This window comes from Egicoccus halophilus (genome assembly GCF_004300825.1).
GTDB classification, from domain to species: Bacteria; Actinomycetota; Nitriliruptoria; order Nitriliruptorales; family Nitriliruptoraceae; genus Egicoccus; species Egicoccus halophilus.
Map to the genome: position 1 here is coordinate 2,324,204 of NZ_CP036250.1, position 20,797 is coordinate 2,345,000.

Annotated in this window: 19 protein-coding genes and 2 rRNA genes (1 of these 21 only partly in view); 4 read left to right on the forward strand and 17 right to left on the reverse strand. The window is 71.9% G+C overall.

Annotated elements, in window-relative coordinates; translation table 11 throughout:
- Window positions 1–24 precede the first annotated feature (24 nt).
- The 14 genes from ELR47_RS18350 to ELR47_RS10445 all read right to left on the reverse strand — a co-directional run bounded on the left by ELR47_RS18350 (window position 25) and on the right by ELR47_RS10445 (window position 14,404).
- A complete protein-coding gene (locus tag ELR47_RS18350) occupies window positions 25–927 on the reverse strand; it encodes a hypothetical protein (RefSeq protein ID WP_165403997.1) in 903 nt (300 codons plus the stop codon).
- A 342-nt stretch (window positions 928–1,269) separates the two neighbouring features.
- The gene (locus ELR47_RS10390; RefSeq protein ID WP_130649836.1) at window positions 1,270–2,589 is read right to left on the reverse strand and encodes a thymidine phosphorylase; all 1,320 of its coding nucleotides are present in this window, start codon (window positions 2,587–2,589) and stop codon (window positions 1,270–1,272) included.
- Between the two features lie 10 nt (window positions 2,590–2,599).
- Window positions 2,600–2,953, reverse strand: coding sequence for a hypothetical protein (locus tag ELR47_RS10395; RefSeq protein WP_130649837.1), 354 nt, complete (start codon window positions 2,951–2,953; stop codon window positions 2,600–2,602).
- Complete coding sequence (locus ELR47_RS10400) at window positions 2,937–3,818, reverse strand: ParA family protein (protein ID WP_229730514.1); 882 nt, start codon at window positions 3,816–3,818, stop codon at window positions 2,937–2,939. The genes ELR47_RS10395 and ELR47_RS10400 overlap by 17 nt, the downstream gene beginning before the upstream one ends.
- A gap of 168 nt (window positions 3,819–3,986) precedes the next feature.
- Window positions 3,987–4,949, reverse strand: a complete 963-nt coding sequence (gene xerD, locus ELR47_RS10405) for a site-specific tyrosine recombinase XerD (RefSeq protein WP_130649838.1) — start codon at window positions 4,947–4,949, stop codon at window positions 3,987–3,989.
- Between the two features lie 85 nt (window positions 4,950–5,034).
- Window positions 5,035–5,586 carry an NUDIX domain-containing protein gene (locus tag ELR47_RS10410; protein ID WP_130649839.1) on the reverse strand — a complete coding sequence of 184 codons (552 nt, stop codon included), beginning with the start codon at window positions 5,584–5,586 and terminating at the stop codon, window positions 5,035–5,037.
- A gap of 30 nt (window positions 5,587–5,616) precedes the next feature.
- Window positions 5,617–7,383 carry a CTP synthase gene (locus ELR47_RS10415; RefSeq protein ID WP_130649840.1) on the reverse strand — a complete coding sequence of 589 codons (1,767 nt, stop codon included), beginning with the start codon at window positions 7,381–7,383 and terminating at the stop codon, window positions 5,617–5,619.
- Between the two features lie 173 nt (window positions 7,384–7,556).
- Window positions 7,557–8,264, reverse strand: a complete 708-nt coding sequence (locus tag ELR47_RS10420) for a M23 family metallopeptidase (protein ID WP_130649841.1) — start codon at window positions 8,262–8,264, stop codon at window positions 7,557–7,559.
- Between the two features lie 286 nt (window positions 8,265–8,550).
- Window positions 8,551–10,233, reverse strand: a complete 1,683-nt coding sequence (gene recN, locus ELR47_RS10425) for a DNA repair protein RecN (RefSeq protein ID WP_130649842.1) — start codon at window positions 10,231–10,233, stop codon at window positions 8,551–8,553.
- Between the two features lie 106 nt (window positions 10,234–10,339).
- Window positions 10,340–11,212, reverse strand: a complete 873-nt coding sequence (locus ELR47_RS10430; RefSeq protein WP_130649843.1) for an NAD(+)/NADH kinase — start codon at window positions 11,210–11,212, stop codon at window positions 10,340–10,342.
- Window positions 11,209–12,042 (reverse strand): TlyA family RNA methyltransferase, encoded by an 834-nt coding sequence (locus ELR47_RS10435; RefSeq protein ID WP_130649844.1) that lies wholly within the window; start codon window positions 12,040–12,042, stop codon window positions 11,209–11,211. Before ELR47_RS10435 ends, ELR47_RS10430 begins: the two co-directional genes overlap by 4 nt.
- On the reverse strand, window positions 12,039–12,191 hold the full coding sequence (locus ELR47_RS18355) for a hypothetical protein (protein WP_165403998.1): 153 nt from the start codon (window positions 12,189–12,191) through the stop codon (window positions 12,039–12,041). The genes ELR47_RS10435 and ELR47_RS18355 overlap by 4 nt, the downstream gene beginning before the upstream one ends.
- A 2-nt stretch (window positions 12,192–12,193) precedes the next feature.
- The gene (locus tag ELR47_RS10440; RefSeq protein ID WP_130649845.1) at window positions 12,194–13,528 is read right to left on the reverse strand and encodes a hypothetical protein; all 1,335 of its coding nucleotides are present in this window, start codon (window positions 13,526–13,528) and stop codon (window positions 12,194–12,196) included.
- A gap of 60 nt (window positions 13,529–13,588) precedes the next feature.
- Window positions 13,589–14,404 carry a dihydrofolate reductase family protein gene (locus ELR47_RS10445; protein ID WP_130649846.1) on the reverse strand — a complete coding sequence of 272 codons (816 nt, stop codon included), beginning with the start codon at window positions 14,402–14,404 and terminating at the stop codon, window positions 13,589–13,591.
- 196 nt (window positions 14,405–14,600) lie between these two features.
- On the opposite strand from ELR47_RS10445, the gene ELR47_RS10450 reads away from it, so the two are divergent.
- From ELR47_RS10450 to ELR47_RS10465, 4 genes are all read left to right on the forward strand, one after another.
- Window positions 14,601–14,939, forward strand: coding sequence for a sterol-binding protein (locus ELR47_RS10450; protein ID WP_130649847.1), 339 nt, complete (start codon window positions 14,601–14,603; stop codon window positions 14,937–14,939).
- Complete coding sequence (locus tag ELR47_RS10455; RefSeq protein ID WP_205745192.1) at window positions 14,936–15,799, forward strand: rhomboid family intramembrane serine protease; 864 nt, start codon at window positions 14,936–14,938, stop codon at window positions 15,797–15,799. The genes ELR47_RS10450 and ELR47_RS10455 overlap by 4 nt, the downstream gene beginning before the upstream one ends.
- A gap of 77 nt (window positions 15,800–15,876) precedes the next feature.
- Window positions 15,877–16,368 (forward strand): ATP-dependent zinc protease family protein, encoded by a 492-nt coding sequence (locus ELR47_RS10460; RefSeq protein WP_130649848.1) that lies wholly within the window; start codon window positions 15,877–15,879, stop codon window positions 16,366–16,368.
- A gap of 23 nt (window positions 16,369–16,391) precedes the next feature.
- A complete protein-coding gene (locus ELR47_RS10465) occupies window positions 16,392–17,384 on the forward strand; it encodes a succinylglutamate desuccinylase/aspartoacylase family protein (protein ID WP_165403999.1) in 993 nt (330 codons plus the stop codon).
- Between the two features lie 16 nt (window positions 17,385–17,400).
- On the opposite strand, the gene ELR47_RS10470 is transcribed toward ELR47_RS10465, so the two are convergent.
- The 3 genes from ELR47_RS10470 to ELR47_RS10480 form a co-directional block, all read right to left on the reverse strand.
- Window positions 17,401–18,318: a hypothetical protein gene (locus tag ELR47_RS10470; RefSeq protein ID WP_130649850.1), complete on the reverse strand. Its 918-nt coding sequence runs from the start codon at window positions 18,316–18,318 to the stop codon at window positions 17,401–17,403.
- Between the two features lie 223 nt (window positions 18,319–18,541).
- Window positions 18,542–18,658, reverse strand: a 5S ribosomal RNA gene (gene rrf / locus ELR47_RS10475).
- Between the two features lie 62 nt (window positions 18,659–18,720).
- Window positions 18,721–20,797, reverse strand: a 23S ribosomal RNA gene (locus ELR47_RS10480); it runs 978 nt beyond the window's last position.

A 20,797-nucleotide genomic window follows, 5' to 3' on the forward strand; every position in this document is an offset into this window, starting at 1 on the left:
CCGACCCGAGCGACGCGACGGCCGTCACGCCCACGGCGGCTGACCCGCCCGCGCCCGCAGGTCGTAGCCCTCCGCCCGGATGCGGGCGTCGTGGTGGATCAGCAGTGCGGCACCGACCGTCAGCGGGACCGACACGAGCGCGCTCAGCGTCCCGGCCACCGCTTCCACCACGAAGGCCGCCGGACCGGCCACGGCGGCGAGCAGCCCGAGCAGCAGCGACACCCCGAACGACACCACCCCCACCAGCAGCAGGACGAGACCGGTCACACCGAGGGTCCACCAGAAACGGCGACGCAGCACCCACACGGTCCGCGACACGGTCTGGAGCGGACCGGTGTCCTCCCGCAGGGCGACGGGCAGCACGAGGTAGGCCGCCGCGAGCAGGATGCCGAAGAGGACGGGCACGGCCGCGATGCCGAGCAGTACCGCCAACGGGGCGACGGCGACCCCGATCAGGACCAGCACGACGAGCAGCGTGAAACCGGCGACGGCGCCGGCGACGCCCACGAGCACCGTGGCCCCCAACGTCGCGCCCGAAGCGGCGAAGCTGCGCCGCAGCGCGGCGACGGCGGCGGCCGGTCGGCCGTGGTCGAGTTCGTCGACGACCGCGACCACGGCACCGCCGACGAGCACGTGCACGAGCAGGGCCACGATCGCCGAGGCGCCACCCACCAGCAGCACCCGGGTCAGCAGTTCGACCGCGATCTCCCCGGTGAAGACCTGCTCGAAGCTGGTCGGGTCCGACAGCTCGGGGACGTAGCGGTCGAGGACCAGGGCGACCAGCAACTGGTAGGGGCCGTGCACCAGCACGACGACCGCAGCGAGCAGGACGAAGGCCCGACGCAGGATCCCCACCGTGCCGTCGAGGACGTCACCCACCCCGAGCGGGTGGAGCGGCAGCAGGTGTCCGGGACGGCCACTGACCACCCCCCGGACGTGCGGTCCGCCGTCCGGCCGACCACCCGGCCCGGCACCCGCCCCGGCCACGCCCCCCCGCGGCGGCGGCGCGTTGGGCGGTGCGGGCGGAGGCACCGGCGGTCCGACCCCCGAGGGCGTCGGCGGTTCCCAGCTGCGCGGTGGCGGCCCCGACGGCGGAGGCGGCGGGGGCTGGGCACGAAGGCGTCGAACGGCTCCGACGGCGGCCACGCTGCCTCCTGGGGACGTCGGTGGACCGCGCAGTATCGGGCGCCCGACCCCGGGGGTCAACGTGGGGGTGTCGGACGCGAGGGACGGCCCCCCGGCGGGTCGCACGGCACCGGCGGTGTGCCGTCAGCGGGCAGGGAGCCCGACGCGTGCGTGCACGAGCGGGACCGCCGCCACCGGCTCCTCCCCGAGGGCGATGGCCTCCGGCAGCTGCCGCAGCACGTGCTCGGCATCGGCCTCGGTGCGGGCGTGGACCCGCACGGTGGGCTCGTCGGCGACGACCTCGTCCCCCACGCGCCCGTGCACCACGAGCCCCACCGCCAGGTCCAGGGTGTCGCCCTGCCGTTGCCGACCGGCGCCCAGCGAAGCGGCCAGCTCGCCGAGCCGGCGGCCGTCGAAACGCGTGATCACGCCGGCCTCGGGGCGCCACTCGCGCACCACCGGTGCGGCCGGCAGGACCTCGTCGGGCGCGTCGGCCACACGCGCGTCACCGCCCTGCGCCTGCACCAGGTCCCGGAAGGCGTCCAGTCCGGCACCGGAGTCGAGCAGGTGCGCGGCGCGATCGGCTGCGGCCGCGGGCGCCTCGCCCGTCAGCTCCAGCATCGCGGCGGTCAACGCGAGGCTGAGCTCGCGCAGCCGTCCGGTCGACTCCCCGCGCAGCACCGCCAGCGCAGCGCCGACCTCGAGGGCGTTGCCGATGGCGTCACCCAACGGCTGGGACATGTCGGTCACCAGCGCCGCCGTGTGACGGTCCGATGCGCGACCGATCTCGACGCACAGCTCGGCGAGCCCCCGTGCGGCGTCCACCTGTTCCAGGAAGGCGCCGCTGCCGGCCTTGACGTCGAGCAGGACGTGCTCGGCCCCACCGGCCAGCTTCTTGGACATCACGCTCGAGGCGATCAGGGCCGGGCTGGCCACGGTGCCGGTCACGTCACGCAGGGCGTACAGCCGCTTGTCGGCCGGTACCAGATCCTGGCTCGCGGCCGCGACCGCCAGGCCGATGCGCTCGACCTGGTCGTGCAGCCGGTGTGGATCGAGGTCGACCTCGAAGCCGGGGATCGCCTCGAGCTTGTCCAGCGTGCCGCCCGTGTGCCCCAGCCCACGGCCCGAGAGCTTGGCGAGCTGGCAGCCGGCTGCGGCGAGCAGCGGTCCCACCACCAGCGTGGTGGTGTCCCCGACCCCGCCCGTGGAGTGCTTGTCGACCGTCGGCCCCCGCAGGCCGCGGAGATCGATCCGCTCCCCCGACGCGAGCAGGGCCTCGGTGAGGGCCACCGCCTCCTGCCGGCTGAACCCGCGGATGACCCCGGCCATCAGGAAGGCCGCCATCTGTGCGTCGTCGACCTCACCGGCGACGTAGGCGGCGACGAACGCGAGCAGCTCGTCGTGCGACAGCTCGCCGCCGTCGCGCTTGCGTCCGATCAGGACCGGGATCTCCAGGCGTGCCATCGTGCCCCTGTCAGCTCAGTCGGTGGACGACCGCCGCGTCCGGTCCGTGGTCGTGCAACTCCTGCAGCAGCTCGGCCACGGCCTCGCGCACGATCCGACCGCGGTCGACCGCGATGCCGAACTCCGCCCGCAGCCGCAGGCGCGCCTGTTCGAGGTCGACCAGCTCCTGGGCGGTGAGGTAGACCGTGATCTTCTGGTCGTGCCGGACCCGGCCGGAGGCCTCCGGCGACTCGGCCTCGGAACCCGCAGGGGCGGCGGACGGTCGGGACCGCGCCGGGGCGCCGCTGCGGTCGGTGCGCTCGTCGGGGTCCGCGGTGGAACGGAACAGCTCGTCGGCGCCCGGCAGGCTAGCTCGCCGGTTCACGCTGCAGCACCTCCTGGGCGAGCGCCCGGTAGGCGTCCGCGCCGCGCGAGCCGTCGGCGTAGCTGAGGATCGACTGCCCGGCGACCGGCGCCTCGGCGAAGCGGATCGTCTTGTTGATCGTCGTCGTGAACACCACGTCCCCGAAGGCGTCACGGACGCGCTCCATGACCTCCCGCGTGTGCAGGGTGCGTGCGTCGAACATGGTGGCGACGATGCCCTCGAGCCGCAGACGGGGGTTGAGACGCTCGCGGACCCGGTCGAGGGTCTGCATCAGCAACGACATGCCCCGCAGCGCGAAGTACTCACACATCAGCGGGATGATCACCCCGTCGGCGGCCGTGAGCCCGTTGATGGTCAGCAGCCCGAGGCTCGGAGGGCAGTCGATGAGGATGTGGTCGTAACGGCTCCGCAGCCGCTCGACGACGCGGCTGAGCGCCTGCTCGCGGGCGACCTCCTGCACCAACAGCAACTCCGCCGCCGCGAGGTCGATGTTCGCCGGCAACAGGTGGAGGTTCTCGGTGTCGGTCGGCACCAGCGCGTCGTCGAGCGCGGTGCCGTCCTGCATGAGCAGGTTGTAGACGGTGGCCTCGAGGGCGTGGGGCTCGACGCCGAGGCCGACCCCGAGCGAACCCTGCGGGTCCATGTCGATCAGCAGCACCCGCTGCCCGGCCTCGGCCAGCGCGGCGCCGAGATTGATGGCGGTCGTCGTCTTGCCGACGCCGCCCTTCTGGTTGGCCATGGCGAGCACCCGCGCGGGACGCCGCTGCTCGGGTCCCCCGCCGGGCCGGGACCGGTCGCGCTGGCGGAGCAGCCCGGCGGCCGCGTCGGCGCCGAGCAGCTGCGGATCGACCGTCTCTCGCGGCACGGTGCCACCTCCGGGATGCGCCTCGAGCCGGCGCTTCGTCGACAGATCGACGCCTCGACCGAGCGCTCGAACGGCACGCCGGACGCCGTTCGCGGACCCTAGCCGCCACCGACAGGACGGACAATCGGGGCGCTGCTCACCGGCTCGAGCCGCGGCACGTCCTCGTGGTCACCTGGCGCGGGGATGCGCACGTTCGTAGACGGCGCGCAGGGCGGCGCGGCTCACCAGCGTGTAGATCTGCGTGGTCGTGACGCTCGCGTGCCCGAGCAGCTCCTGCACCGCGCGCACGTCGGCACCGCCGTCGAGCAGGTGGGTCGCGAACGAGTGACGCAGCGTGTGCGGCGACACCCGCTCCTCCAGCCCGACCCGCTCGGCGTGCGCCCGCAGGATCTTCCAGACCCCCTGCCGCGTCAGACGGCCACCGCGGGCGTTGAGGAACAGGGCCGGCGCCCGCGCGCCGAGCGTCGGTCGCCCACCGCTCGCCCAGCCATCGAGCGCGACCGCGGCGAGCTCGCCGTAGGGAGCCAGGCGCTGCTTGTCGCCCTTGCCGTGCACCCGCACCAGCCGCTCGACGCGATCGACGTCGTCGAGGTCGAGGCCGACCAGTTCGCTGATGCGCAGCCCGGCGCCGTACAGCAGTTCGAGCATGGCCCGGTCGCGCAGGACCAGTGGTCCACTTCCGACCGGCGCGGCCAGCAGCCGTTCGATGTCCTCGACCGAGAGGGCCTTGGGCAGGGTGCGGGCTGCCCGTGGGGTCGCGAGGTCGGCCGCCGTGTCCTTGCCGACCAGTCCCTCGCGGGCGAGGAACCGGTGGAAACCGCGCACGGCCACCACCATCCGCGAGATCGACGACTCGGCATAGCCCGCACCGCTGCGGTGCCGGCCGTCGCCGTCACCCGGACGCTGGCGCAGCCATGCCGGATAGGTCTCGAGGTCCTCGGCGGCCGCGGCCCGCGGATCGTCGATCCCCCGTTCGACCAGGAACTCGGCGTACCGGGCCAGGTCCCGTCGGTAGGCCACCACGGTGTTCGCCGCCAGACCCCGCTCCGCACGCAGATGGTCGAGGTACCTCGAGGTCAGTGCGGCCATGGGTCCCTGGCGTCGGGCGTCGACCGCCTCGGATGCGCTCATGCCCGCCTCCACGCTCGCCGTCCATCGAGGGTAGTGAGCCGGCGTGCGGCGCCGGCGCAACCCGCGCGGGCGGTGTGTGCCGGCGTCAGCGACCCAGCGTGCGCGCGGCGAGCAGCAGCCCGACGACCGTCTTGGCGTCGGTGATCTCCCCGGCCATGACCAACGCGAGGGCCTCGTCGAAGGGCAGGCGGACGACCTCCATGTCCGCCTCCTCGTGCTCGGCGACGAAGTCCTCGGGCCGGGGTGCCGGCTGCGGGTCACGGGCCAGGAACACGGCGGTGCGCTCCGTGGTCCAGCCGGCCGAGTTGAGGAACACGGTCAGCGACTCGAGCTCGCCGGCATCGTGTCCGATCTCCTCGACCAGCTCCCGTCGCGCCGCGTCCGCCGGTGAGGGGTCGTCGTCGTCGAGCTGTCCGGCCGGGATCTCGAGCACGTAGGCCCCGACGCTCTGTCGGTACTGCTTGAGCAGGAAGACCTCACCGTCGGGCGTGACCGGGACCACGGCGACCGCCGATCGTTGCTCGACGATCTCGCGCTCCACCTCCTCGCCCTCGGGCATGCGCACGGTGTCGATGCGGACGCGGGCACGACCCTCGTAGACGGTGCGCTGTCGGGTCGTCTCGAACCAGGCGGTCACGGGAGCACTCCTCGTCGACACGGGCGGCGGTCAGTCGCGCACGGCCGAGGGCTCGAGCGCCTCGAACTCGACGGCCTCGGCGAGCTCCGCGGCGGTGGGCTCGTCGAGCTCGCCGGCCGTGGGGACGTCCTGTCCCTCGAGCTCGACCGGCAGGCGGCCGGAGGTCTCCCGGCGCCGTTGCAGTGCGGCGCCGACGAACCCGTCGAAGAGCGGGTGCGGCCGGTTCGGGCGCGACTTGAGCTCCGGATGGGCCTGGGTGGCGACGAACCAGGGGTGGTCGGCGAGCTCGACGAACTCCACCAGGCGGTCGTCGGGAGAGAGCCCGGAGAAGACCAGCCCGGCCTCCTCGAGCCGCTGCCGGTAGCGGTTGTTGACCTCGAAGCGGTGTCGGTGACGCTCGTAGACGACCGGCTCGTCGCGGTACGCCGCGCGCGTGCGGGTCCCCGGCCGCAGCTTGGCGGGATACGAACCGAGGCGCATCGTGCCACCCTTGTCCGTCACGTCCCGCTGGTCGGGCATCAGGTCGATCACGGGGTCCGGCGCGTTGGGTTCGAACTCCGAGGAGTGGGCCAGGGGCAGGCCGGCGACGTTGCGGGCGAACTCGATCACGGCCGACTGCAGCCCGAGGCACAGGCCGAGGAACGGCACCCCGTGCTCGCGTGCGTAGCGGATGGCCGCGATCTTGCCCTCGACGCCGCGCACGCCGAAGCCACCCGGGACGAGGATGCCGTCCACGTCGGCGAGCTGTCGCGCGAGTCGGCGTTCGTCGTCGGGATCGTCGGCCGGCGTGAGGTCGTCGCTGGCGATCCAGCGCAGCTCCACGTCCGCGGCGTGCGCCAGACCGCCGTGACGCAGGCTCTCCACGACCGACAGGTAGGCGTCGGGGAGCTCGACGTACTTGCCCACGATGGCGATCCGGACCTGGTCGCGGGCGGCGAGCACGCGCTCGACGAGCGCCTCCCACTCGGTGAGGTCCGGCTCGACGTCGGGGAGCCCGAGCCGCTTGGCCACGACCCGGTCGAGGCCCTCCTCACGCATGCCCAACGGGACCTCGTAGAGCGAGGCGCGGTCGACCGAGGCGATGACGGCTTCGACCTCCACGTCGCACTGCAGCGCCACCTTGCGCCGCAGGCCCTCCTCGAGGTCCCGGTCGCTGCGCAGCACGAGCACGTCGGGTTGGATGCCCACGGCGCGCAACTCGCGCACCGAGTGCTGTGCCGGCTTGGTCTTGAGCTCGTTGGAGGCCGCGATGTAGGGCACCAGCGCGCAGTGGACGTAGCAGATGCTGTCCCGACCGACGTCGTAGCGCAGCTGACGGATGGCCTCGAGGAACGGCAGCCCCTCGATGTCACCGACGGTGCCGCCGACCTCGGTGATGACGACGTCGACCTCGTCGCCCCCGGCGCCGGCCACGGCGTGGATCCGGGCCTTGATCTCGTCGGTGATGTGCGGGATCACCTGCACCGTCTTGCCCAGGTAGTCGCCGCGGCGCTCCTTGTTGATCACCGACGACCAGATCTGCCCCGAGGACACCGACGAGCCGCGGTGCAGGCTCTCGTCGATGAAGCGCTCGTAGTGGCCGAGGTCGAGGTCGGTCTCCCCGCCGTCGTCGGTGACGAACACCTCGCCGTGCTCGAACGGGTTCATCGTCCCGGGATCGACGTTGAGGTACGGGTCGAGCTTCTGCATCGTCACGCGAAGACCGCGGTTCTTGAGCAGGCGTCCGAGCGAGGCCGCCGTGATGCCCTTGCCCAGGGCCGAGGCCACACCGCCCGTCACGAAGATGTACTTGACCACCGCGGGGCCTCCTGAGGACTCGACGAGCACCTCGTGCGTCCCGCGCGTACACGACCAGGCTCGCACCTGCAGCAGGCGCACACGGGACACTGGGCTGCTCGGGCCGCGCCGCAGCGGCCCGGGCGACGGTAGCGGCCGGCGCCCGCGGCAGCCAACGAGGTGCGGACACGCCCTCAGGCGGTCTCGCCGGGAACGACCTCGAGGTGGACGTGCGGCAGCGTGTCGCCGACCAGGCGGTCGATCTGGCTCGCGAACGGCAGCTGGCGGGCACGGTCGGCGAGCACCGTGCTCCCGGCGGTCACCACGTCGCCCTCGCCGACCGCGACGTCCTCGACGTGCAGCACCCGCACCGTGAGGTGCGGTGCGTCGTCGGGACGCACGTACACCACGGTGTCGGTGTGCTGGCCGTACAGGTGGTAGTCGGCGACGGCGGTCACCTCGCCGTCGACGGGTGCCAGCACCGCCTCGTCCGGACGGACCACCACGTCGGCGGCGCTGGCCGGGTGCTGTGCGCGATCTCGGGTGGGCAGGACCAGGTAGTCGGGCCCGGCGTCGTCGGCCACGGCGCTGGCGGGGTCGAAGCCGTTGAGGTCACCGGTGTCGACCAGCGTGCCGACCGGCGTCAGCGGCAGGGGGGTCGACCCGGCCGCCTCGTGGAACCCGTGCGCCTCGACCTGCGCGGCCGGCAGGTGCAGTTCGAGCTCGTCGACGAGGGCGAAGACCGGCGTCCGGACCTGCCGCTCACCAGCGGCCGTCGACGTGCCGGCACCCGCCGCGAGGCCGGCGGCCTGCACGCGGTCGGAGCCCGGACGCGCCGCGCCGTCGCCGAGATCGGGTACCGCACCGACGCCGAGCACGCCGACCAGCAGCGACGCGACCACCGGACGGACGCGACGGGCGGACGCCAGGACGGGGAGACGGGCAGGACGGCGGGCACGGAGGATCAGACCGGACTCCAGGGATGCGAGGACGGAACGGGAGGAACGAGGCGGGAGTGGCGGAGCCGGAACGCGATCCGAGCGGCGCGACACCCGCGCCGGAGCCCTGTTCGTACGGCCCCGGCCGGCGACGACGACGGTATCGACCTGCCGGTGTCGCGCTGACGCATGGCCGGCGCCGCCCGGTGTCCGCGCAACGCACCCTCCGGATGTGCGCACGACGCCCGGATCAGCCGGCTCGTCGTTGCTCCGCCGTGGCGAGCAGCTCCCGGGCGTGATCGAGCCCGGCCTCGGCGGTCGCGTCCCCGCCGAGCATCCGGGCCAACTCGCCCGCCCGGTCGTCGTCGGCCACGCGCCGGGTGGTGGTCACGGTGCGGCCGGCGGCCAGACCCTTCTCGACCACGTGGTGCACGTCGGCGAACGCGGCCAACTGGGCCAGGTGGGTCACGCACAGCACCTGACGCCCCCGACCGGCGCGGCCGTGGGCGAGCCGGGCCAGCTTCTCGCCGACGGCCAGGGCGGTGGCACCGCCGATGCCGGCGTCGACCTCGTCGAAGACGAGCACCCGCGCGTCGTCCACGTCGGCCAGGGCGACCTCGACGGCCAGCGACACCCGGGAGCGCTCACCACCCGATGCGGCCTGCGCCAGCGGGCGGGCCGGCTCGCCCGGGTTCGCCGCCAGCAGGAAGGTGATGCGGTCGGTGCCGTGCCGGGTCGGGGCGGTGTCGGGCTGTGCGGCGACCTCGACCGTGAACCGGGCGTGGGGCATGCCCAGGTCGGCCAGGTGGCGGTCGACCTCCGTGGACAAGCGCACCGCGGCAACGCCGCGTCCACGGTGGACGTCCTCGGCCAGGTTTTGCAGTTCCGTGGTCGCCGCGTCGAGTCGCGCGTCGAGATCGTCCGCATCCGCGTCCGCGCGTTCGAGCGCGTCCAGCCGAGCCCTCGCCTCGTCGGCATAGCCCAGCACGGCGGCGAGGTCGACGCCGTACTTGCGCTGCAGGCTGGTGAGCAGCGCGCGCCGCTGCTGCAGCTCGGCCAGCCGCTGCGGGTCGGCCTGGACACCGTCGCCGAAGTCGCGCACGTCCGCGGACAGCTCGGCGAGTTCGACCGCCACCGCTTCGGCACGGGTACGCAACTCGTCGAGGACCGACGCGGTCACGTCCAGTCGTCGCAGCGCGTCGAGGGCCACACCGACCGGCTCGCCGGCACCGTCGCTGCCCAGCGCCTGGGCGGCCGTGGCCGCGGCGAGCTGCACCTGCTCGGCGTTGGCGAGCAGATCGAGCTGGCGGTCGAGGTCCGCGTCGGCGGTCGGGTCGAGTTCGGCGGCGTCGATCTCCTCCACCTCGAAGCGCAGGCGGTCGAGGTCTCGGGCCCGCTCCCGGGCGTCCTGCTCGAGCCGCTCGCGCAGGCCGGCGAGCTCCCGCCAGTGGCCGTACGCGTCGGCGTAGTGCTGCAGTGTCCGCGCGTGGGCCTCGCCGGCGAACCGGTCGAGCAGGGCGCGCTGCACCTCGGGCCGGGCGAGCCGTACGTGCTCGTGCTGGGCATGGACCTCCACGTGGCGGCCGAGCACGTCCGCGAGCACGGACACCGGCGCGAGCCGCCCGCCGATCCGCGCCCGGGAGCGTCCCGAGGCCGGGATCTCGCGCGAGACGATCAGCACCTCGTCGTCGGGGTGCATCCACTCCCCCGCCTCGGCCGGCGGCGGACTGACCACCGCCTCGGCCAGCGCCAGGGGCTCGCCGCTGCGGACCAGGGCGGTGTCGGCACGGGCGCCGAGCAACAGCTGCAGTGCCGTGACGACCATCGTCTTGCCGGCGCCCGTCTCACCGGTGACGACCGTCAGTCCCGGTGCGAGCTGCAGGACCGCGTCTTCGATGACGCCGAGGCCCCGGATGTGCAACTCGTCGAGCACGACCGCCTCCTCGCGACACCGCCATCGTGTGCCGGGGCGAGGCTAGCGAGCCGGCACCGGCAGCTTCCCTCCGCGTCCGTCGGCGTGCGCCGGTAGGCCGACGCGCTCACCGCAACCCGAACTTGCGCCGCACCACGGCGTAGAAGTCGAGTGGTGCCACGCGGGCCAGGCGGACCGGACGACCGTCGCCGCGCACGCTCACCCACCCGCCCGGCTCCAGCACGACCGGCTCGCGTCCATCGCACGACACCACGGCCGGCGCCTGCTGTTCCGCGACCAGCTCGATCCGGATGTCCTCGTCGAGCGATGCGACGACGGTCCGGTCGAACAGCGTGTGGGGCGCCACCGGGACCACCAGGGCCGCCGGCACCCGCGGCGAGACGATCGGTCCGCCGGCCGACAGGGCGTAGGCGGTCGATCCGGTGCTGCTCGCCACGATCATGGCATCGGCCGGCACCCTCGCGAACAGCGAGGTCCCCAGGTGCACGTCCATCAGCAGCAACCGCTGGCGGGCCGTCTTCTCCAACGCCAGCTCGTTGAGGGCCCACCCCGTCGCCAGCAGCCCGCCGTCGGGCCGGAACGCCCGGACCGCGAGGGTGGCCCGTGCCTCGACCTCGAAACCCTCGGCGACCACCCGGCGGAGCGCGGCAGTGAGGTCGTCGTCCTCGACCTCGGCGAGGAACCCGAGGCGCCCCAGGTTCACTCCGAGCACGGGCACGTCGGCGTCCCGGCACAGGTGCGCGGCACGCAGGAACGTCCCGTCACCACCGAACGACACGGCCAGATCGAGACCTTCGGGGAAGTGCCCCGGACGTCGTGGCGGGCCGACGTCGTCCAGCCCGCCGGGCGCGTCCTCCCCCGGCGCCTGACCGCTCGCGACCACCACGTCGACGCCGAGGCCGGTCAGGACGTGCGCCGCCCGCTGTGCTGCCGCGACGGAGGCATCACGCCCCGCGTGCACGACCAGTCCGACCTTCACCGGGCCGCTCCCCGCCGCGCCGCCCCTTCGGCGACGGCTGCCTCGACCCGCGCTTCGACATCCACCGCCGCGGCGCCGGCGTCGTCGGGCCCGAGGTACAGCAGGAACTCGACGTTGCCAGCGGGGCCGAGCAACGGTGACGCGGTCAGGTCCAGATGCCGCCAGTCGAGCGCCAGGGCCGCGTCGGTCACCCGTCGCAGGCACTGACGCCACACCGCCGGGTCCCGGACGACCCCGCCCTTGCCGACCTGTCCCCGTTCGGCCTCGAACTGGGGCTTGACCAGCACGATGCCCTCGGCCGGCGCCCGGAGCAACGGGCGCAGCACCGGCAGCACGCTGGCGAGCGAGATGAACGACAGGTCGGCGACCAGCAGGTCCGGGCGCGGCGACGCCAGGTCGTCCGGGGTGAGATCGCGGACGTTGGTGCGCTCGTGCACCTCCACGCGCTCGTCCTGGCGCAACTTCTCGTGCACCTGGCCGTAGCCGACGTCGTAGGCCAGCACGGAGCCCGCCCCCCGCTGCAGCAGACAGTCGGTGAACCCACCCGTGGAGACCCCGGCGTCGAGGCACCGCCGTCCGCTCACCTCGACCGCGAACCGCTCGAGGGCATGGTCCAGCTTCTCCCCGCCGCGGGAGACGAAGCGACGGGGCGGAGCGGCCACGACCACGGCCTGACCGGCGTGGACCTGGGTGGCGGCCTTGGTGGCCGGGGCTCCGTCGACCGTGACGAGCCCGGCGGCGATCGCCTCCTGCGCCTCGGTCCGGGAGGCAGCGAGCTCCCGACGCACCAGTTCGGCGTCCAGGCGCCGACGGGCCGGGCTGACGGTCAGACCTCGTCGAGGCGGGCGAGTTCCCGCGCCACCGCGTCGTTGACCTGCTCGAAGACGCTCACCCGCGCTGCGACGGCAAGCTCGTCGACGCCCTCCAGGGCGTCGACGAGCGGTCCGAGGGTCGCGTCGTCGGACAGATCACGCGGCACCGTCACTCGTCGTCGCCGTCGGTGAGCTGGTCGAGCGTCTCGGCGAGGACGTTCGAGGTCTCCGGCGGTGCGTCGTCGGTCCCGTCGCGCAGGACGTCCTGCGCGGCCAGCTGGATCACCTCGTCGCGCTCATCGGTCGTCCTGGCGGCCGTCTTCTTCGCCGTCTTCTTGGCGGTCGCCTTGCCCCCCGACGTCTTGCCGCTGGTCTTGGCGCCCGACGTCTTCGCGCCGGAGGTCTTGCCGCTCGGGGCGGTCCCGGAGGTCTTGGCGCCCGACGTCGTCGCGCCCGAGGTCCTGCTGCTCGGGGCGGTCCCGGAGGTCTTCGCCCCGGAGGTCTTCGCCCCGGACGTCGTCGCACCCGACGTCTTGCCGCTCGGGGCGGTCCCGGAGGTCTTCGCCCCGGACGTCGTCGCACCCGACGTCTTGCCGCTCGGGGCGGTCCCGGAGGTCTTCGCCCCCGACGTCTTCGCCCCCGACGTCTTCGCGCCCGAGGTCTTGCCGCTCGGGGCGGTCCCGGAGGTCTTCGCCCCGGACGTCTTCGCGCCCGACGTCTTGCCGCTCGGTGCGGTCCCGGACGTCTTCGCCCCGGACGTCTTCGCGCCGGAGGTCTTGCCGCTGGTCTTCGCGCCCGACGTCTTCGCACCCGACGTCTTGTCGGTCGTCCCCGCGGTGGGGGCGTCCTCGGTGCTCCGAGCGGACGTCTTGGCGGCGGTCTTCTTCGTCGTCCTCTTCTGCGCCGTGGGCGACGTCGAGGTCTGCGAACCACCGGTCGACGATTCCTCGACGCCACTGGAGGAGCGCTCGTCGGAAGCGCCCTCGTCGGAGGCGCCCTCGTCGGAGGCGCCCTCGTCGGAGGTGCCCTCGTCGGAGGTGCCCTCGTCGGATGCGCCCTCGTCGGATGCGTCGTCCGGTCCGGCCTCCGCCTCGTCGTCGTCGGCCGACCGCTGCAGCGAGCGCTTGAGGTCGGCGACCTGCTTCTGCAGCCGCTCGAGTTCCTTGTTGGTGGCCAGCCCCATGTTGCGGACCACGCGGGTCACCTCGGACTTGACCAGGGCCACGACCGCCTCGCTGTTGCGGGCGCCACGCTCCACCAGGCTCTCGGTGGAGTCGTCGGACGAGTCGCCGGACGGGGCCTGGGACGACGGGGCGTCGGATGCCTCGGCGTCGGATGCCTCGGTCTCCGACTCGTCGGACGCTTCCGCCATCCTGTCGGCAGCCCGGGCACCCTCCTCCTCACCGGAGCCGACCAGCCTCTTGACCACGCGTTCGGCCTTGCGGGCCGTCACCTGGGTCAGTCCGGCGGCGGCCTGGGCGTAGCGCTGCAACGAGTCGTTCACGACAGGATCCCTCGACGTCGGTCGACCGCCCAGGCTAGCAATCCCCCCACCGGGGGCTACCTACAGTCGATCGGCCGGTTCGCCTCGCTCCCGACCGCGGTTTCGGCGGTAGCGCAGCAGCAGCTCGCCCTCGTGCTCGCGCAACTCGACCAGGTGCAGCTCGGCCGGTGGGTGCTCGGCCGGGCCGGTCACGATGCGGGCGGTGTTCCCGCCGACGAGGACCGGCGCGAGGGTGAGGAAGACCTCGTCGACGAGGTCGGCGCCGAGCAGGGCGTCGTTGAGTCGCGGTCCCCCCTCGCACAGCACTCGGGGAAGGCCACGCTCCGCCAGCTCGCGCAGCGCCAGCGCCAGGTCGACCTCCTCCTCACCGCAGACGATCAGCTCCGCGGCGTCGGGCAACGGCACGTCCGTCTGTTCGATCGCCCGACGGGTGGTGATCAGCAGGGGCGGATGCCGCGGGTCGGCGAACACCCGAGCGGTGGGCGACAGGGACAGCGAGCGCGACACGATCACGAGCCGAGGGACGGGCGCGAGCCCTTTCGCCCGACGACGTGCGCGGCGCGCGGTGTCGCCGGTGACCGGTCGGTAGTCCTCGGCCCGGACGGTGCCCGCTCCTACGAGCACCGCATCGCCGGCGGCACGCAGGGCGGCGAACGCGGCCCGGTCGGCCACACCCCCGAGTCGGGCGGTGCGTCCGTCGATGCTCGCGGCCCCGTCGGTGGAGGCGACCATCCCGAGGCTGACCGCGGCCCGACCCTCCACCGGCCCGCACAGCACGAGGTCGGCGTAGACGTCCTCGAGGCGCACGTCCTCGGGGCGCACGTCCCGAGGGCTGGCGCCCGAGCCGTCGTTCCCCGTCGCCACCAGGCGTCGCATCGGTACCCACTCCCGTTCGTCCGGTCCACGACGGCCGGCCCCACCAACGCTAGCCAGCCGTCACCAGCCAGCCCTCACCGGAGCGGAGCTCGGGGTCGGGCGCCCGGACCGCTCCACGGCCGAACGACCAACGTGGCGACTGCTAGCGTCGCCGTCCGCCGTCGCTGCGGTCACCGAGTCCAGGAGAGCCAGCCCGTTGGCCACCGTCGAAGAGGTCGACGCGGTGCTGTGGCAGCTGCTCGGACGGTTCGGTGAGGTCGACGAGGACCTGCGGGCCCTGCTGCCCAGCCGCCGCACGATCGAGGCCCGCTGCCCGGACCTCGACTACGTGCGTCACGCCGAGTGGCGGCAGGGCGAGCTGTTCGTGCTCGACGAGGCACCCCCACGACGCGCCGACATCCGGATCTCGATGGTCTCCGACGACCTGGTGGCGATCGCGAACGGCGAACTGGCGTTCTCGCGCGCCTACGCCAGCAATCGCGTGCGCCTCGACGCCTCCATGACCGACCTGCTGCGACTGCGCGCCGTGCTGTGATCGTCCCCACCGCGGTGCTGCCGATCGGTGACGTCAACCCCACACGACGGCGCGCGGTGGTCACCTGGACCTTCGTGCTCGCCAACATCGCGGTGTTCGTCTACCAGTCGACGCTCACCGGCTGCGACCAGGTCCGGTTCGTCCACCGGTTCGCTGCCGTGCCGCGCGAGCTGCTCACCGGCTCCCCGCTCGCGGGAGGCGAGCTGGAGGCGGTCCTCGGGGCATGCGCCGCCGGTGGGACCGACAAGAGCGTCGCGCTGTCGGCGGTCACGGCGATGTTCCTGCACGGTGGGCTGGCACACCTGCTCGGCAATCTGCTGTTCCTGGTCATCTTCGGCAACAACGTCGAGGACCGGCTCGGTCGCCGCCGCTTCGTCGGCTTCTATCTCGCCGGAGGTCTGACGGCCACGGCGGCACACGTGGTCTTCAACGCCACCGGGACCGACGCGCTGGTACCGCTCGTCGGCGCTTCGGGCGCGATCGCGGCCATCCTGGGCGCGTACCTGATCATGTTCCCGCGTGCCCGGGTGTTCACGGTCGTCCCGTTCCCGCTCTACCTGTTGGCGTTGTTGCTGCCCAAGGTGCGCATCCGCACGTGGCTGGTGTTCTTCGCGGTCGTCGCGATGCCGGCCTGGCTGCTGCTCGTGGGGTGGCTGGCGGTGCAGTGGCAGGCCGTGCGCAACCCGGTCGGCGACGCGGTCGCCTACGAGGCACACGTGGCCGGCTTCGTCGCCGGGCTGCTGCTGGTGCTGCTGCTCGACCGTGGCCGGCAGCGGCGCGGGCAGGATCCCTTCCATCCCGTGCACCGTCCGTCGCCGCCACCCCCGCCACCGGGTCGCCGGCCGGACGGCGGGCGTTGACCGACGGTCGGCCACGAGGGCCCGTCCCGGCAGACGACTAGGCTCTACGGGCCGTCGTCCCCCGAGCAGGAGCCGCCGTGGCCGCCCCGCCCCCGTCCGCGCCGTTGCCGATCCTGGGATGGAAGGAACACGTCGAGCTGCCGGAGTGGGGCCTGCGGCTGCGCGGCAAGCTCGACACGGGGGCTCGTTCGAGCGCCCTGCACGTCACCCGCCTGGAGGAGATCGGCACCCATTCGCATGCGGGCGAACGACTTCCGGTGGTGCGTTTCGACGTGGTGCTGGGCCGCCGCGACGCTCCGGAGCACCACGAGATCGATGCACCCGTGGTCGGACACAAGGTGGTCCGCGACACCGGGGCACGCGCAGAACGCCGACCGGTCGTGCGCACCCGCATCCGTTGTGGGCCGCTCGACACCGTCGCCGGCATCACGCTCACCGATCGCACCGGGATGATCTTCCGCATGCTGCTCGGCCGGCGAACCCTCGAGGGCGCCTGCCTGGTCGACCCGGCCCACGGCTACCTGGTCTCGAGCCCGTCGGCGGGGCGCACGGTCGGCGGTGGCGGATGAACGGCCCGGTGAGCGTGGCGGGGGTGAGCGTCGCCCCCGGCGAGCGTCGTCACCTGTTCCCGTCGGCCTCGGAGTCCTACACCGGTGACCGGACCACGCTGCCGATGGCGGTCCTCAACGGCACCGGCCACGGGCCACGGGTGTTCGTGACCGCGGCGGTGCACGGCGACGAGCTCAACGGCATCGCGGTGTGCCGGGCGCTGCTGGATGCGGTCGACCCGGCGACCCTCGACGGCGTGCTCGTGGTGGTCCCGATCGTCAACGTCCTCGGGGTCCAGATCGGCTCGCGCTACCTGCCCGACCGGCGCGACCTCAACCGCTCGTTCCCGGGTTCGCACGACGGGTCGATGGCGGCCCGCATCGCCCGGCTGCTGGTCGAGGAGGTCATCGACGGCAGCCACGTCGGCATCGACCTGCACACGGCCGCCAATCAGCGCACCAACGTGCCGCAGGTGCGCGTCGACACCTCCGACGAGCTCGCGTCGGACCTGGCGGTCACCTTCGGCGCGCCGTTCGTCCTCGATGCCCGACTCCGTCCCGGTTCGCTGCGCGAGGTCGCCGGGGACCGCGGGGTGTCGGTGCTCACCTACGAGGGCGGTGGCCCGCTGCGCTTCGACGAGCAGGCCATCGACGTGGCGACCCGGGGAGTGCTGCGGGTGTTGTCACGGCTGTCGATGATCCCCGACGCGCCCGGACCCTATGACCCCACCCCCATGGTGCTGCACGAGTCACGGTGGCTGCGTGCGGAGCGCGGCGGACTGCTCGAGCTGCACGTCGAACCCGGCGACCACGTCGTCGAGGACCAGCCGCTGTGGTCGACCGTCAGCCCACTGGGTGAGGAGCGCAACACCCGTAGCGCCGACGACGAGGGCTACGTCATCGGCGCGACGACGCTGCCCCTCGTGCAGCCAGGTCAGGCACTGCTCCACGTGGCCTTGCCGGGTGACCGGATGCCGGCCGAGGACGACCCCACCGACGAGGAGGACGACGACCCCGACGCCACCGACGACCGCTGACGACGCGTCCGCCGCCTCAGCCGCGCGCGAGGTCCTCGAGACGTTCGGCAACGTCGAGGTAGTCGGGGTCGGCGCCGCCGACCAGGCCGAACTGCTCGCGGGCGGCGTCGGGATCACCGTCGCGCACGGCCAGGTCCCCGGCGACGTAGCGCACCCGCAGCACGTGCTCGGCCTGCCCGGCGCCGACCCGGGCGAGGTAGCCGCGGAGTACCGCGCGACCGGCACCGACGTCCCCGGCGTCCGCCAGCGTCGACGCCCACACGATCGCGGCCTCCGCTCGACGGTCCTCCGGGGCACGCTGGTCCTCGAGGAGCTCGGCCGCGGCGTCGACCACGCGGTCGACCTCGCGCCCGAGCGCCCGTAGGCAGTCCGCGATCAGGTGGTTCTGGTCGACCCGTCCGGAGATGCGCTTGTAGGCCTGCAGTTCGCTCAGGGCCGGGGCGTACTGCTCGTCGAGGTAGAGCGCCACGCCGTAGGCCTCCCGGACGGCCGCAATGCGCGGCGCCTCGTGCTTGGCCCACGCCAGGGTCGGCAACGCGACGTCGAGCCGTTCCTCGTCGATGGCTGCGGCACCGACACTCAGCGCCAGCGCGATGTCGTCGCCCCGGCGGTTGCGGCCGATGACCCGCTCGATCTCCCGCTGCACGGCCTTGGGCAGCTGCGGCGTCTCGTCCTCGGGGAGCACCGGACGTGGCGGTGCGGCGGCGCTGCGGCTCTGCCGCGGCAGCGCACCGGCCTTCGCGCGGGCCCGGTCCAGCCCGACGGGCACCCGGGCACCGGTCGGCGCACCCAGCGAGCGGTCCTCGTCCGGTCCTCCACGCGAGCCGCGGTTGCCCCGACGGTCTCCCCGCTGGTCGTCGCGGGGTCCGCCACGCGAGCCCCCACGCGCCTGACGGCCGCGTGGTGTGCGCTCGGGCGGCTGCTGTTCGGGCATCTCGGCGGGCTCCTCGTTCGTGACACGACGACGGTAGACGACCAACGGCGGAGTTCCCGTCGTGCGGGCCGGGCAGACGAACCTCCACACCCCAAGAACCCCACCCGACCGGGCCGACCGGGCCAACCGGTGGGTGGGTGGGTGGGTGGGTGGCCGGTCTGGGTGGGTGGGTGGGGGAATGCGTCGAGGCCGCCCCGGTTGGGGCGGCCTCGACGTTGGATGGTTCCCGCGGCGACCTACTCTCCCACCGGGTTTCCCCGGCAGTACCATCGGCGCTGGAGGGCTTAACTTCCGGGTTCGGAATGTTGCCGGGTGTGTCCCCTCCGCTAGGGCCACGGGAGACTGGACCAGCCCGAAGGCTGGAAGTCTGTGGTGGTTGAAGTGGATAGCGAGCGCGAGCGGTACGGCAAGTCCTCGGGCTATTAGTACCGGTCAGCTGCACCAGTTGCCTGGCTTCCACTTCCGGCCTATCGACCCAGTCGTCTACTGGGGCCCTTACCCCCTCGAAGGGGTGGGTGATCTCATCTCCAGGTGGGCTTCGCGCTTAGATGCCTTCAGCGCTTATCCACACCGCACGTCGCTAACCGGCCATGCTCCTGGCGGAACAACCGGCACACGAGAGGTGCGTCCACCCCGGTCCTCTCGTACTAGGGGCAGCTCCTGTCAAATCACCAACGCGCGCAGCGGATAGGGACCGAACTGTCTCACGACGTTCTGAACCCAGCTCGCGTACCGCTTTAACGGGCGAACAGCCCGACCCTTGGGACCTGCTCCAGCCCCAGGATGCGATGAGCCGACATCGAGGTGCCAAACCCTGCCGTCGATATGGACTCTTGGGCAGGATCAGCCTGTTATCCCCGGGGTACCTTTTATCCGTTGAGCGACGGCGATTCCACACTCCACCGTCGGATCACTAAGCCCGTCTTTCGACCCTGCTCGACATGTCTGTCTCGCAGTCAAGCTCCCTTGTGCCTTTACACTCAACGACCGATTGCCGACCGGTCTGAGGGAACCTTTGGGCGCCTCCGTTACCTTTTGGGAGGCAACCGCCCCAGTTAAACTGCCCGCCAGGCACTGTCCCTGATCCGGATCACGGACCGAGGTTAGGAACTCAGCACGTCAAGGGTGGTATTCCAAGGTTGGCTCCACCAGCACTAGCGTGCCAGCTTCACAGCCTCCCACCTATCCTGCACGTGACGTACCAAGCTCCAATACCAAGCTACAGTAAAGGTCCCGGGGTCTTTCCGTCCTGCTGCGCGTAGCGAGCATCTTTACTCGCAATGCAATTTCGCCGAGTCTCTGGTTGAGACAGTGCCCAAGTCGTTACGCCATTCGTGCAGGTCGGAACTTACCCGACAAGGAATTTCGCTACCTTAGGACCGTTATAGTTACGGCCGCCGTTTACTGGCGCTTGGCTTCGAAGCTTCGACTTGCGTCTAACCTCTCCGCTTAACGTTCCAGCACCGGGCAGGCGTCAGAGCGTATACATCCACTTACGTGTTCGCACGCTCCTGTGTTTTTGGTAAACAGTCGCTTGGGCCTGGTCACTGCGGCCTCGAACAGCTTCCCTCTGCAAGAGAGGTAACCATCCAAGGCGCCCCTTATCCCGAAGTTACGGGGCCAATTTGCCGAGTTCCTTAACCAGAGTTCACTCGATCGCCTCGGTATTCTCTACCTGACCACCTGTGTCGGTTTGGGGTACGGGCACCCTCACAACTCCCTAGACGCTTTTCTCGGGAGCATGGCATCAATGGCTTCCACAAAGTGTCGACATCACGTCTCAGCCGGTATGTGGTCCGGATTTCCCTGGCCCACGGCCTACACGCTTGTCCCGGGACTACCAACGCCCGGGTCCACCTAGCCTTCTCCGTCACGCCATCGGTGACCTACTAGCCCCAGGGTCCCGTGTCCGTAGACACGGTTAGCATGAAACGTTCGGTATAGACGCGGTGAAGGTGGTACCGGAATATCAACCGGTTGTCCATCGGCTACGCCTCTCGGCCTCGCCTTAGGTCCCGACTTACCCTGGGCGGATGAACCTTCCCCAGGAACCCTTGGTCAATCGGCGGGGGAGTTCCTCCCTCCCCTTTCGCTACTCATGCCTACATTCTCACTCGACACGAATCCACCACTGGGTTACCCCGCAGCTTCACTCTCGTGTCGACGCTCCCCTACCACCCCAACCAGCTTTCGCTTCTATGGTTGAGATCCGCAGCTTCGGTGCCTGGCTTAGCCCCGTTACATTATCGGCGCAAGAACACTTGACCAGTGAGCTATTACGCACTCTTTCAAGGATGGCTGCTTCTAAGCCAACCTCCTGGTTGTCTCTGCGTTCTCACATCCTTTGCCACTTAGCCAGAACTTCGGGACCTTAGCTGGCGGTCTGGGTTGTTTCCCTCTCGAATACGGAGCTTATCCCCCGCATTCTCACTGCCGTGCTCTCACTTGCCGGTATTCGGAGTTTGCCTGAGTTCGGTAA